Source organism: Streptomyces sp. MJM8645, assembly GCF_001625365.1.
Classification (GTDB): domain Bacteria; phylum Actinomycetota; class Actinomycetes; order Streptomycetales; family Streptomycetaceae; genus Kitasatospora.
In genome coordinates this window covers 3,545,001-3,557,952 of record NZ_LJJF01000001.1, presented here as the reverse complement: position 1 = coordinate 3,557,952, position 12,952 = coordinate 3,545,001, and the positions used below count along the sequence as shown (strand labels likewise).

8 protein-coding genes and 1 pseudogene (1 of these 9 running past the window's edge) are annotated in these 12,952 nt (G+C 77.0%); 5 read left to right on the top strand and 4 right to left on the bottom strand.

Going from position 1 to position 12,952, the window contains the following annotated elements:
• Window positions 1-25 precede the first annotated feature (25 nt).
• On the bottom strand, window positions 26-1,261 hold the full coding sequence (lhgO, locus tag A6F73_RS15160; protein WP_063348295.1) for an L-2-hydroxyglutarate oxidase: 1,236 nt from the start codon (window positions 1,259-1,261) through the stop codon (window positions 26-28).
• A 172-nt stretch (window positions 1,262-1,433) separates the two neighbouring features.
• The gene (locus tag A6F73_RS15155; protein WP_063348294.1) at window positions 1,434-2,861 is read right to left on the bottom strand and encodes a hypothetical protein; all 1,428 of its coding nucleotides are present in this window, start codon (window positions 2,859-2,861) and stop codon (window positions 1,434-1,436) included.
• 741 nt (window positions 2,862-3,602) lie between these two features.
• Here A6F73_RS15155 and A6F73_RS15150 point away from each other — a divergent pair.
• The 3 genes from A6F73_RS15150 (at window position 3,603) to A6F73_RS15140 (ending at window position 7,249) form a co-directional block, all read left to right on the top strand.
• Entirely contained in the window at window positions 3,603-5,753 is a 2,151-nt protein-coding gene (locus A6F73_RS15150; protein ID WP_063348293.1) for an asparagine synthase-related protein, read from the top strand.
• A gap of 128 nt (window positions 5,754-5,881) precedes the next feature.
• Window positions 5,882-6,403 carry a universal stress protein gene (locus A6F73_RS15145; RefSeq protein ID WP_159398461.1) on the top strand — a complete coding sequence of 174 codons (522 nt, stop codon included), beginning with the start codon at window positions 5,882-5,884 and terminating at the stop codon, window positions 6,401-6,403.
• A 141-nt stretch (window positions 6,404-6,544) separates the two neighbouring features.
• Window positions 6,545-7,249 (top strand): DsbA family oxidoreductase, encoded by a 705-nt coding sequence (locus tag A6F73_RS15140; RefSeq protein WP_079135703.1) that lies wholly within the window; start codon window positions 6,545-6,547, stop codon window positions 7,247-7,249.
• Window positions 7,250-7,292: 43 nt separating this feature from the next.
• Here the strand turns inward: A6F73_RS15140 and A6F73_RS15135 are convergent, their stop codons facing one another.
• Entirely contained in the window at window positions 7,293-9,599 is a 2,307-nt protein-coding gene (locus tag A6F73_RS15135; protein ID WP_347878536.1) for a sigma-70 family RNA polymerase sigma factor, read from the bottom strand.
• Window positions 9,600-9,937: 338 nt separating this feature from the next.
• Window positions 9,938-10,801 (bottom strand): helix-turn-helix domain-containing protein, encoded by an 864-nt coding sequence (locus A6F73_RS15130; RefSeq protein WP_347878535.1) that lies wholly within the window; start codon window positions 10,799-10,801, stop codon window positions 9,938-9,940.
• A gap of 519 nt (window positions 10,802-11,320) precedes the next feature.
• Between A6F73_RS15130 and A6F73_RS15125 the strand changes: the two genes are divergently transcribed.
• Entirely contained in the window at window positions 11,321-12,712 is a 1,392-nt protein-coding gene (locus tag A6F73_RS15125; protein WP_347878563.1) for an FAD-dependent oxidoreductase, read from the top strand.
• A 168-nt stretch (window positions 12,713-12,880) separates the two neighbouring features.
• Window positions 12,881-12,952: pseudogene (locus A6F73_RS15120) on the top strand (SpoIIE family protein phosphatase) (its annotated part continues 1,215 nt past the right edge of the window); the annotation flags it as partial.

The following is a 12,952-nucleotide window of genomic DNA, read 5'->3' as shown; positions in this document are numbered from 1 at the left end:
CCTCCCGAAGGTGCTGTGACCGGGCTCATCCGCCGGCCTCCAGCGCCGCCAGCGCCCGGCGGGCCACCTCGCGGCCGATCGGCAGCGAGGCCGTGGCGGCGGGGGAGGGGGCGTTCAGCACGTGCACCGCGCGGCGCGGGGAGCGCGGGTCGGCCGGGTCGAAACCGGCGAAGGCGAAGTCGTCCAGCAGTGAGCCGTCCCGGGCCACGGCCTGGGCCCGGACCCCGGCGCCGGCCGGCACCAGGTCCTCGGGGGCGACCGCGGGCAGCAGCCGTCGCACGGCGGCGGTGAACGCCCGCTTCGACAGCGAGCGGTGCAACTCGCCCACCTCGTACCGCCAGTGCCGCCGGGCGATCCGCCAGGTGCCGGGGAAGGCCAGCGTCCCGGCCAGGTCGCGCGGGCGCACGGTGCGCCAGTCGTAGCCCTCGCGGGCCAGCGCGGGCACCGCGTTCGGGCCGACGTGCACGTCCCCGTGGACGCCCCGGGTGAGGTGCACGCCGAGGAACGGGAAGGCCGGGTCGGGCACCGGGTAGACCAGGCCGCGCACCAAGTCCCGTCGCCCTTCGGCCAGTTCGTAGTACTCGCCGCGGAACGGCACGATCCGCACCCCGGGCTCGTCCCCGGCCAGCCGGGCGATCCGGTCGCTGTGCAGCCCGGCGCAGTTCACCAGCACCTGGCAGCGCAGTTCCCCGGTGGAGGTCTGCACCGTCACGCCGTCCGCCCGCCGGGCCGCCGCCCGCAGCTCGCAGCCGAGTCGGAGCTCCGCACCCGCCTCCCGGGCCAGCCGGGCGTAGGCGGTGGCGACGGCCGGGAAGTCGCAGACGCCGGTCGTGCCGACGTGCAGCCCCGCCACCCCGGTGACCTGCGGCTCGTACCGGGCGATCCCGGCCCGGTCCACCTCGGTGACCGGGATGCCGTTCGCCCGCCCGCGCTCGGCCAGCGCCGCCAGCCGGGGCAGCTCCTCCGGGCCCGTGGCCACGATCAGCTTGCCGGTGACCTCGTACGGGACACCCTGCTCGCGGCAGAACGCCACCAGCTCGGCGGCGCCCGCCACCGCGTACCGGGCCTTGTACGAGCCCGGCCGGTAGTAGACGCCGCTGTGGATCACCCCGCTGTTGCGGCCGGTCTGGTGGGCGGCGAAGCCGGGCTCCTTCTCCAGCACCGCGAGCCGCAGCCCCGGCCGGGCCCGGGTCAGCGCGTACGCGGTGGCGAGGCCGACGATCCCGCCGCCCACCACCAGCACGTCGAAGTCGTACGCCACCGCCCGCTCCTCGCAGTCCGCCCGGCTCCCCCCGCCGCCGATGCTGCCACGCCGGGCGGGGCCGGTCGAGGGCGCCGAGGGGCGGGCGACGGTGCCGGCCGGCGGTGTCGGGCCTGGGTGCCCGGGGCCCCTCTCGCCGGTGCACCTCAATGACCGCCGGGCTCGCCCCCGGTCACGCCGGGGCGACCAGGACCGCGCGGGCCCGTTCGGTCAGCTCCCGGACGCGGCGCTCGCCCTGGAAGGGCTCCAGGCGGCGCAGCATCTCCACCACGTACTCCCGGCTGCGCTGGGAGGAGATCCGGCCGGCCACCTCGACGGCGCGCTCGCCGGCGGCGACCGCGGCGTCCAGGTTGCCGGCCTCGGCCTCGGCCATCGCCGAGACCACCAGTCGCAGGCCGTGCGAGCGGACGAAGCCCTCGGTGGGCTTGGCCAGTGCCTCGCGGGTGAACTGGCGGACCTTGGAGGGCACTCCGAGGTCGCGGAAGCACTCGGCGGCGTCGGCGGCGAGCCGGTCGTAGGCGTAGAAGTCGATCCACGCCGGATCGGGATCCCCGGCGCGGGCCCGTTCGAGTGCGCTCTCCGCCGCGCCGAGTGCCGTCGCGCACGCCGCCGCGTTGCGGGCCTTGGCCTGGGCCCGGGCCTCCACCAGGTGGAAGAAGCTCATCGTCCGGGCGGTGGCCAGGCCCCGGTTGCGCTCCAGGGCGGCCTGGGCGAGGTCCACCGCCTCCTCGGCGAAGCCCCGGTAGCCGGCCTGGAGGCTCATCGAGGCGAGCACGTAGCCGCCGAGCGGTACGTCGGCGGCGGCCCGGGCGAGCCGCAGGGCCTGGATGTAGTAGCGCTGGGCGGCCTCGTGCTGCCCGGTGTCGAAGGCCATCCACCCGGCCAGCCTGGTCAGTTCGGCGGTCGCGCCGAACAGCGCCCGGCCGACGGTGTCGCTGTACGAGGCCAGCAGCAGCGGGGCCGCCTCCACCCGCAGGCACTCCGGCACCATCGACGAACGCCAGTCCCCGCCGCCGTACTTGGAGTCCCAGCGGCGGGCCTCCTGGGCGGCCTCGCGGAGCTTGGCGGCGTCCGAGTGGCCGACCCGGTAGGAGGACGCCTCGCTGGGCGCGCGCGGCGCCTCCCGGGCGACCGAACCGTCCGCCGGGGTGATCAGCCAGCGGGACACCGGCGTCGCGTAGGCGGCGACCGAGAAGGTGCCGGCCAGGCTGTCGCTCCAGCGGCCGCCGCCGGGGCCGCGGCGCAGGTCGAGGTCGACCCGCCACAGGTCGGTGGCGGAGCGGACCGCCTCGGCGACGTCGCGCGGGAAGGCCAGGCCGAGTTCGGGGGCCGGGTCGGTGTCGCCGAGGCCGATCTCCTCCAGCGGCACCGGGCGGCCGAGCTTGCCGCCGATCGCGGTGGCGATCAGGTGCGGGACGGGCCCCTGCGGGACCATGCCCTTGCTGACCCAGCGGGCCACCGAGGTCTTGTCGTACCGCAGGGTCAGCCCGCGCTGGGCGCCCAGGTCGTTGACCCGGCGGGCCAGTCCGGCGTTGCTGATCTGGGCGAGGGTCAGGAGCGTGCCGAGCCGTTCGTTCGGTCCTCGTGGGCTGACGGTCATGGTGGCGGCGGCACCTCCTGCGGCCTTGTGCGCGGGGCCCGGGCGGCACCGGGCCGTAGCTGCTGTACCTAGAGTAGTCGGACGCGTTCCGACGGTTAAGAGGCCGCATTCCGGATGGCGGGATCGCGCACCCGGCGGTGCGGCGCCGGCTCCTCGCCGGGGTTGGTCCGGACCACTCGGATCGGGCCGAGGGTGCCGCGCGCCGGAGCGTCGTGCTCCGGTCCTGTGTTCACGTGCGCCCGGCCGTGCCCCCTGGCTCGACCGGCTGGTCGGCGATTCGCTGGTGGTCGTGGGTCGGCCCGCCGTCGAGGACCCGGCGGGCCGGGGGACGCCGCCGCCTCAATCCCCGCGGGTGGTGGCTGAGTCCGGGAGGGCATGCGGATGCCCTCCCGGGCTGGGCGACGCCTTTCGGCCATCTCGCGATGCCCATGTCAAAGGCGGCGCGGCGGGCGGTCCGGGCCGGGGAGGGGAAGGCCCGGCCCGCCCTGCGGACCACGCGAACACGTCAACACCCGCTGCCCGCACCGGGATCGCCGCCGGGGCCGGAACCACCCCGCGCCGGGGTCACCGGCGGAACCGGAACCGGCAACACGGGCCACGGGAGCGCCAACCGGTGGCACGATGTCTCCTGACGGCGCGCCGGTACCCGGGGCCGCCGTCACGGCACACCGCGGACCGGCGAGGAGCCGCCCGGCGGCGGACGCGCCGTACGGGTGCAGGTCCTCGTCCGGTGGAGGCGCGATGCGGTGGCTGACGGGCTGGAGCACGGGCGCGCCCCGGGCGGGCGCACCGGCGCACGAGGCACTCGGTACGGTCGCACCGATCGCCGCGCGCCCCCTGTGGACCGGACCCAACCCGCTCTGGGCCGTCGGGGACTGGCGCCCCGAGGAGATCCGCCTCGCCACCCTCCGCCCCGGCGCCCCCGCCACGGTCACCACCGGCCCCACCGCCCCCGACCCCGTCGAGGACACCCCCGCCACCCTGCGCCTCGCCGTCCTCGGCCACTGCGGCGCCACCGACGCGGAACTCGCCGCCGGCCTCGCCGCCGCCCGCGGCGGCGCCGTCCGCCACCTCACCGCCTGGCCCGGCAGCTACACCGCCGTCCTGCGCACCGGCACCCGCTCCACCCTGCTGCTCACCGACCTGGCCGGCGCCCAGCCGGTCTTCCACACCCCCTGGGCCGGCGGCACCGCGTACGCCACCGCCGCCCTCCCGCTCGCCGACCTGGTCGGCGCCCCGCTGGACACCGGCCACCTCGCCGCCCGGCTCGCCTGCCCCGAATCGCCCGAGGCGCTCGGCACCGGCACCCCGTACCTGGGCGTCCAGCGGGTGCCCCCCGGCCACGTGCTCGCCATCCGCGGCGGCCACCCCTACCTCTCCGCCTACGACGACCCCGCCGTCCGGGAGCAGCCGCGCGACGAGGCGCCCGCCGTCCGCGAACTCACCCGCGCGCTGCTGGAGTCCGTCCGCTCCCGGGTCCGCACCACCGCGCCCGCCACCGTGCCGGGTTCGGCCGGCCGCGCCCGGCTCGGCGTCGACCTCTCCTACGGCACCGCCTCCGCCACCGTCGCCCTGCTCGCCGCCGCCGTACCGCTGCCGCCGGTGCCCGCGAGCACGGGCCCGGAGCGCCTGCCGGCCGTCCGTGCCGGGGCCAGGAACGGCGCGGTCAAGGGCTCCTGGACCCGCGTCGCCGCCCAAGAACCCTCCGCCCCGGAACAGTTGGCCGCCGTCACGCTCGGCGAGACCGAACCCCCGACCACCCTCGCGCTCGCCCCCGACACCCCCCGGCTGCGGCACACCGTGCTCCACCCCGGCCCCGACACCCTCCCGTACGCCGGACTGCACGCCGACGCACCGCCCGGCCGGCTCACCGACGAGCCCGGGCCCGAACTCGTCGCCGCCGCCCGCGCCGAGGCCCGCTTCGACGTCGGCGGCACCGACCACCTCACCGGCTACGGCGCCCGCCAGGTCCTCGACGGCCACCCGGCCCGGCTCGCCGACCTCATCCGGGCCGGCCGCCCGCGCGAACTGCTGCCCCCGGTCGCCGCGCTGGCCGGTGCCGACCGGGCCGTCGTCGGCGTCCTGGCCGGCGCGCTGCGCACCCCGCTCACCGTGGTCCGGGCCGCCCACCGGCTCTCCCGGGTCCGGTACGCCGAGGCGCTGGACGACGCCGCCGCCAAGCTGACGGCCCGCCATCTTCCGGGCAACGGCCGCACGGCGGGCGACCGTTCGGCCGGCGACCTCGCCTGGTGCGTCCCCGGCCCGGCCGCCCGCTGGCTGTCCGACGAGGCGCTCTCCTCCGTCGCCCTCCGGCTGCGACTGGCGGCGCGCAGACCGGCGCCCGACGAACGCCCGGGCGCACACCGCGCCCGGCACGCCCTCTACCGGCACGCGCGCTCCTACCGCACCCTCGTCCACGCCGCCGAACAGCCCGGCCAGCGGCTGCACGCGCCGTTCCTCGACAACCAGGTGGTCCGCGCCGCCCGCCTGCTCCCCGACGACGTCCGCCTCCAGCCCGGTGCCCGGCACGCCCTCCTGCACGCCGTCCTCACCGGCGCCGGCCGTACCGACCTGCCCCCCGACTGGGGCCGCGGCCCCCGCCCCGACCGCACCGCCCCCGCCCGGGCCGGCCTGCGCCTCGCCGCCGACGGCCTCGCCGAACTCTTCGACGCACCCCTCCTCGCCGAAGCCGGCCTCATCGACCTCCCCGCCGTCCGCGCCGGCCTCGCCGACCCCGCCACCCCCCTCTCCCCGGCCGCCCTGGCGGGCCTCGCCGACCTGGTCTCCACCGAACTCTGGCTCCGCCGCATCCGCGCCCGCCGCCACGGAGCCTGCTGGACCGGCCTTCCCCTGGCCCAACCCCCGGCCCTCAGCCCCGTCCGTCCCTCCTGACCCCGCCGCCCGCGCCGCGCGCCCCACGCCCCCGCGCCGCGCCCGCCGCGCCCGGCCGGGCGGCGGGGTCCGGGAGCCGGGGCAGGTGATGATGGCGGGCAACGAGTCCGTCGGTGAGGAGAGCCGTGGTGGCCAGCGTGAGCCCGGAGCAGTCCGTTCCCGTCGTGCTGTCGGTGTTGGGGCGACCGCCGACGGGGCGCCCGCCGGGGGTGCTGGCCGCGTGCGACGGGTCGGACGGGTCGCTGTGGGCGTTGGACCGGGCGATGACCGAGGCGGAGCTGTTCGGGCTGCCGCTGTACGTGCTGGCCGTGGTGAACCCGGCGCCGGCCGGCTATCCGCCGGGGATGGCGGAGCTGGTGCAGGAGAGCGTCGAGACGTTGGTGGAGAGCATGGCGGACGGGCTGCGCCGGGCGGTGGTGGCCGTGCAGGGGCAGCGTTCCCGGCCGTACGCGGGGGAGATGTCGCTGCACGTGGTGCTGGGGAACGTGATCGAGGTGCTGCTGGAGGCCTCGACCCGGCAGCACACGCTGGTGCTCGGCACGCGGGGGAACGGGGGGTTCGCGCGGCTGCTGCTGGGTTCGGTGAGTTCGGCGGCGGTGCACCACGCGGCCTGCCCGGTGCTGGTGGTTCCGGCGCCTGCGGAGGGCTGACCCGGGGCGGGGCCGGTGCGCTGACCAGCCCGGCTCGGGGCGCTGACCAGGGAGGCTGACCGGGGTGCCGGGAATGTACCGAGATGGTTCATCGTTCACCTATCCCGACACCCGTCCCCGCCCCACCCCTGGAGTCCCCTCATGAAGGTCGAGATCTGGTCCGACATCGCCTGCCCGTGGTGCTACATCGGTAAGCGCCGCTTCGAGCAGGCCCTGGAGGGCTTCGCCGGCAAGGAGGGCGTCGAGGTGGTCTACCGGCCGTACCAGCTGGTCCCGGACGCGCCGGCGACGGCGAGCCCGCACCGCGCGTGGCTGGCCGAGCGCTACGGCCCGCAGTCGGTGGCGATGGACGCGCGGGTGGCCGAGCTGGGCCGCGCCGAGGGCATCACGTACGACTTCGACGCCGCGCTGCACGCCAACACCTTCCTGGGCCACCGCCTCCTGCACCTCGCCGAGACCGAGTACGGCGCGGCCGTCCAGGGGCGGCTGAAGGAGGAGCTGCTGAAGGCGCACTTCACCGACGGCGTCGACGTCGGCGACCGCGCCGCGCTGACCGACGTCGCGGTGGCGGCCGGCCTGGACCGGGCGCGGGTCACCGCCTACCTGGCGGGCGACGAAGGCGCCACCGAGGTGAGCGCGCAGCTGGCCGAGGCCCGGGAGCTGGGCATCACCGCCGTGCCGACCTTCGTGTTCGAGGGCAAGTGGGCGGTGCAGGGCGGCCAGGACGAAGAGACCTTCCGCAAGGTGCTGGAGCAGGTCGCCGCCGAGATCGGCGAGACCCGCCCGGCGCCGGTGCAGGTCGCCCCGGCGGGGGAGGCCTGCGCGGACGGCTCCTGCGCGATCTGACCCCGCACAGCCCCACCCCGCACAGCCCCCGCCGAGGCCCGTTTCAGGAACACCTGAAGCGGGCCTCGGCCCAGTCCGCCACGTTGAGCGCCGACCAGATCCCGTGCACCGGGGTGACCACCAGCCGGATCGACTTCTGCCCGGCCAGCGACACATGCACCGGTGCCGCGTCGTCCCCTGCGGCGAGCGGGGAGGAGCGCCACAGGGTGCTGCCGTCGCCGCCCTGGACGGAGAAGACCACGCCGCCCGGCGAGAGCGTGGCGTCGTCGACCCCGGCGACCGCGTCGAAGGACGTGCAGCTGCGGTTGAGGTCGATCAGGGTGGTCGCCGGGGCGCGCACGGTGATGGCGTGCCCGTGGCGCTCGCCGCCGATCCAGGCGCTGTCGTGCTGCCAGAACCAGTCGCTGCCCTTCTGCCGGATGCTGGGGCCGGGCGGCGGCACCCGGTTGTTGCCGGGCTTGACCACGGGCAGTGAGTCGGCCCAGAAGTCGGCGGGCGCGGGCGGCGAGGGCGGGACGACCGTCGGGGTGGGCAGCGGCGGCACGGTGGGCGTGGGGACGACGGGGACGACCGGCGGCTCGGGCGTGGGCAGCGGCGGCACGCTGGGCGTCGGCACGACGGGGACGGCCGGGGCCGGCGGCGTGGGGGTCCGCTTGGGCGTCGTCGAGCTCGGCGTGACCGGCGACGCGGCCTTCGTCGTGGTCTGGGCGGCTGCCGGGGCGGCTGTCGGGGCAGGCGTCGACCGGGTGACCGGCGTCGCGCTCGGGCTCGGGTTCGGGCTCGGCTCGGACGGTACCGGGGCGGCCGCGGCGCTGCTGGGCGCCGGGTCGGCGGGCGCGGGCGGTGCGGGTGCGGGGGCCTGCGGCCGGGGGGTGGCGGGGGCGCCGGCGGCGGGGGGCGCGGCCGTGGGGGGCTTGGGCTCGGGTGAGCCGGTGAGCGCGTACGCGGCGACGGCGGCCGCGGCCACCGCGACGGCGGCGGCGATCCCGGCCTTGGCGGCGGTGCCCAGGCCCTCGCCGGCCGCGGCGCCGGCGCCGGCCCCGCCTCCGCCGGAGGCCGCACCGGCGCCCGCACCCGCTCCGCCAACTGCACCCGCACCCGCGGTTCCGGAGGTGGCCGCCGCGGTGCCCGCAGCCGCACCGCCGACCGCGGCGACCCCGCCGACGGCCGCCGCGGCGGCGCTGAACCCGCCGACCCCGATCCAGACGAGCACGCCGCCGGGCAGCAGCGCGCGCAGGCCGGTGTTGATCTCGGTGAGTTCGAGGCAGGCGGCCGTGCAGCGGTCGCACTCCTGGAGGTGCCGTCCGACCTCCGCCGAGGCGCGCTTGCGCAGCGATCCGCGCGCGTACGCGCCGAGCCGGTTGGCGTACGCCTCGCAGGTGCGGTCCTGGCTGCCGGAGACGTGCGCCTGGAGGAAGGCGGCGGCGAGCCGGTCGCGGGCCCGGTGGGCCTGGACGGCGGTGGCGTTGGCGGTCTTGCCGAGCATCACGGCGACGGTCTTCGGGGACTCCCGTTCGACCTCGGTGTGCCAGAGCACCATCCGGTCGTCCTCGGGCAGTTCGGCGTAGGCCTGCATGACCATGCGCTGGTCGGCCATGGCCATCGCCCAGGCATCGGCACCGGGGTCGGCCAGGTCGAGGTCGACGACGGCGGCCGAGGTCTGGGCGAACACGCTGAAGTCGTCGACGAGTTGCTCGCGCCGCTCGCTGCGGGTCCAGGCGGCGGCGACGTTGCGGACGGCGGTCAGCAGGTAGGCGCGGACGGCGAACTCCGGGCCCTTACCCGCCCTCAGGGCTTGCAGGGTGCGGGCGAAGACCTCGCCGGCGAGGTCCTCGGCGGTGAAGCTGTCCCGGCAGCAGGTGCGGGCGTAGCGGCGCACCGAGTCGGCGTGCCGGCGGTAGATCTCCTCGTACGCGGTGTCGTCGCCGGCCCGGACCCGGGCGGTCAACTCGGCGTCGGAGGCCGGGCGCTCGCCGTCGACCGGGTCGGCGGGGGCGGGCACGGTGGGGCGGGCGGGGCGGCCGGCGCCGACGAACGCCTCGGGGGCGACGCCGCCGCGGCCGGCCGGGGCCTGGCCGGGCACCCGCCCGGGGGGCAGCGCGGCGGCGGAGGCGGAGAGGGACTCGCGGCTGGGCATGCCCGCCTGGTCGGGCACGTGTCCGGCGGTCGGTCCGGTGGCCGAACCCGGTGCGGCGCCGGGTACTTGGGCCGGGCCGCCGGAGGCCGTGGCGGGGCCTTCGGACGTACTGGACGTACTGCCGGACGAGCCGTCGGCCAGTCCCCCGGTCAAGCCTCCGGACGGGCCGAAGTCGAGGCCGTACCCGTAGTCGTTCTGTTCCTCGGCGCTCACAACGGACCCCAGATTCCACGACAGCCCCCGCAGTGTGGCAGGGCGCGCGGGAGCGCGTGGGCGCACGGTTCCGCGCTGTACGGCGCCGAGGGCGCGCGAAGGGCGCGCATCGGGACATTGGCTCCAACCACGGGCAAAGGATGGCATAGCGCAGAGATGGGCGGTAGCCGGACCGGCCGGGACCCACTCTTCCGAGGAGCCGTCGCGGATGTGTTCGGCCAGCACAGGGCGGGTGGTTGTGTACCGCCCGCACCCGGCGCGCGTGACTGGTCCGCGCGCCGGTCTCCCGTCCAACTCCCGTCCCCGCCAGCTGCGGCGGCCGCGCCCGCGGTGGCGCGTCAGCGTGCCCGCAGGCCGTCCAGCAGGATCTCCAGCAGCCGCTCCGAGGGGCCGGCCGTCGGCTGCCCCTCCGCCTGCTGGACCCCGGCCGAGAAACCGGCCGTGGTCGGCGCGGTGCGGGCCGCGTGCACCGGCACCGAGGCGGTCAGCACCAGCACGACGTCCGACACCGTGACGCCCGGCCGCAGTTCGCCGGCCGCGCCGGCCCTGGCGACCAGGGCGGCCAGCAGCTGCAGCAGCAGCCGGGGATCGGCGTCGGCCGCCGACGGCTCGACGGCCGCACCGTTCTGCGCGTCCTCGCCGCGCAGGTCGAACCGGACGGCGGCCGGCTCGGGCACCCGCTGCTCCGGCACCCGGCCCAGTTCCTCCGCGTACCGGAACGCCTCCGGCGGCAGCAGCCGCCCGGCGCCGGTGCCGACCGCCCGCGCCAGGTAGCCGGCCAGCGACTCCCAGGCCCCGCCGCCGCCGTACAGCGACTCCCGCGCCTGCGCGGTCAGCCAGGCCACCTCCTCGGCGGCGATCCGCTGGACCAGCACCTCCTTGCTCGGGAAGCGCCGGTAGACCGTCCCGACGCCGACCCCGGCCCGGCGCGCGACCTCCTCCATCGGCGCGCCGTAGCCGAACTCGCCGAACACCTCGCGGGCGGCCCGCAGCACGCTCTCCAGATTCCGCCGGGCGTCCACCCGTAGTCGGGCCCCGGGGACGTGCACGACGACCGGTGGCGGCTCCACCCGGTAGGGGACGCCCGGATAGGCGGCCCCGACCTCCGGCGGCAGGTCCACCGGGCCGCGCTGTTCCGGCACCATGCCCTGGCCGGCGTGCGGTGCTCCCGTTCGCCCCAACACCTGCTCCTGCTCCATCATCCCAACTCTCCCCCGCAGGCGCCCGAACCCGGACCCTGTCGTCGCCCGCCCCTGCACCCCCCGGTGCAGCTCAGCCCGTCAGAAATGACCTGATGACCCATCGCTCGTTGCCGCCCGTCCCGTTTCGTGACCACGGTTCGTGCCTCCGGGCCGGCTCGCGTCCGGCTCGGCGCGTCGGCACCGTCCGGGGCCTTGTCCGGGAACTACCCTTCCCCGGATGACTGTCCCGCAGTCGGGTTCTCGAGCCAACGCTGGAACTGGCCGTAGTGGCCGCTCCACGGTGCGTCGCCGCCGATTGTCATGGCGGTAACCGCTCCGGCACACAATCCGACCATAGTTCACGCCCGTTCGCGGCCGAAAGTCCGTCAGAAAGTCGCCCGGGCAGCACAACTGGCCCCACCCGTCGACTCCCGTCACATCCGGCGCGGTACGGACTGTGGACAAGACCGCCCCTGCCGGTCCTTCATAGGGGGGCGCGAGGGGGGACACCCCCGGCCGCGGGGCCGGGAGGAAGCGCCAATCGGCAGGAGGTGCACCATCAGAATCCTGATCGCCGGCGGAGGCTGTGCCGGGATGGCCACCGCGCTGCACCTCCAGCGCGGCCTGCGGGAACGCCTGCGACGCGGCGAGGCCGAGATCACCGTCGTCGAGCCCCAGGCCTACTTCACCTACCACCCGCTGCTGGCCGAGGTCGCGGCTGGCTCGATCGACCCCCGGCACGTGGTCGTCCCGCTCCGCCGGGCCCTGCCGGACTGCCGGGTGCTGACCGCCCGGATCACCCGGATCGAACACGCCGCCCGTCGCGCCTTCGCCGACGCCGCGGGCCCCGGAGAGGCCGCCGCACCGATCGAACTCCCCTACGACGTCCTGGTGGTGGCGCCCGGCTCGGTCTCCCGGACGGCGCCGGTGCCCGGTCTGGCCGAACACGGCCGCGGCTTCTCCACCGTCGGCGAGGCCGTGGGCCTGCGCAACCACGTCCTGGAACAGCTCGACCTCGCCTCCGCCACCCGCGACCCGGCCCTGCGCCAGGCCGCGCTCACCTTCGTCTTCGTCGGCGCCGGGTACGCGGGCGTCGGCGCGCTCGCCGAACTGGAGGACATGGCCCGGACCGCGGTGCGCGGCTACCACAACGTCCGCCCCGAGGACCTGCGCTGGGTCCTGGTCGAGGCCACCGACCGGATCCTCGCCGAGGAGTCGCCGGAGCTGGCCGAGCACACCCTCGGCCAGCTCCGCGAACGCGGCGTCGACATCCGGTTGCGCACCACCCTGGCGTCCGCCGCGGACCGGGTCGTCGCCCTGTCCGACGGCAGCCGCTTCGGTGCCCGCACCCTGGTCTGGACGGCCGGGGTGAGGCCGGCCCCGCTGCTGCGCGACACCGACCTGCCGCTGGACACCCTCGGCCGGGTCCGCTGCCTCGCCACCCTGCAAGCCGTCGGCCCGGACGGGCGCGCGCTGCCCGGGGTCTGGGCGGCCGGGGACTGCGCCGCCGTACCGGACCCCGACGCGGACGGGGCGCCCTGCGCGCCCAACGCCCAGCACGCCTTCGCCCAGGCCGAGCTGCTCGCCCGGAACATCGCGGTCGCCCTGGACGCCGGACCGCACGCCCCCGGCCTCGCCGAGTACCGGCCGGGCCACGCCGCCTGCTCGACCTCGCTGGGCCTGCGCCGGGCCGTCGCCCACACCCGGCGCGGCCGCCGGATCACCGGGCGGCGGGCCTGGTGGCTGCACCGCGCCCGGCACCTGCGGCGCCTGCCGAGCGCGGAGCGCCGGGTGCGGGTGCTGATGGACTGGGTGCTGGGCGGGCTGTTCTCCCGCGAGGTGGTCTCGCTGGGGGCGGCGGAGCATCCGCGTCCGGAGTTCGAGGCCGGGTCCGGGCCGCGGCCCGACGGCGGTCCGGACGCCCCGCGGTGAGCGCCCCGGCGCCCCGTGCCGGGGCGGAACGGGCGGCCACGCCGGGCGGGCGACTTCCGGAATCGGGCCCTTGCCTGACAGGATCAGCCCAACCTAGTCATTACCCCGTGTGCTGATGTGCACACAAAAAGTGATGATATGCCTGGAAATCGAGGAAGCGGCCGTCGTTTGAACCTCATGCGCTGGAGCGCCCGGCTCACCGGAGTCCCTTGGCGTGCCGCCCCGCCAACCGGGGCCGGC

What these genes read in the sequence shown, in the direction of transcription:
- A6F73_RS15155 (WP_063348294.1), bottom strand. Translation starts at nt 2,861, where the DNA reads ATGACCGTCAGCCCACGAGGACCGAACGAACGGCTCGGCACGCTCCTG.
- A6F73_RS15150 (WP_063348293.1), top strand. Translation starts at nt 3,603, where the DNA reads ATGCGGTGGCTGACGGGCTGGAGCACGGGCGCGCCCCGGGCGGGCGCA.
- A6F73_RS15140 (WP_079135703.1), top strand. Translation starts at nt 6,545, where the DNA reads ATGAAGGTCGAGATCTGGTCCGACATCGCCTGCCCGTGGTGCTACATC.
- A6F73_RS15130 (WP_347878535.1), bottom strand. Translation starts at nt 10,801, where the DNA reads ATGATGGAGCAGGAGCAGGTGTTGGGGCGAACGGGAGCACCGCACGCC.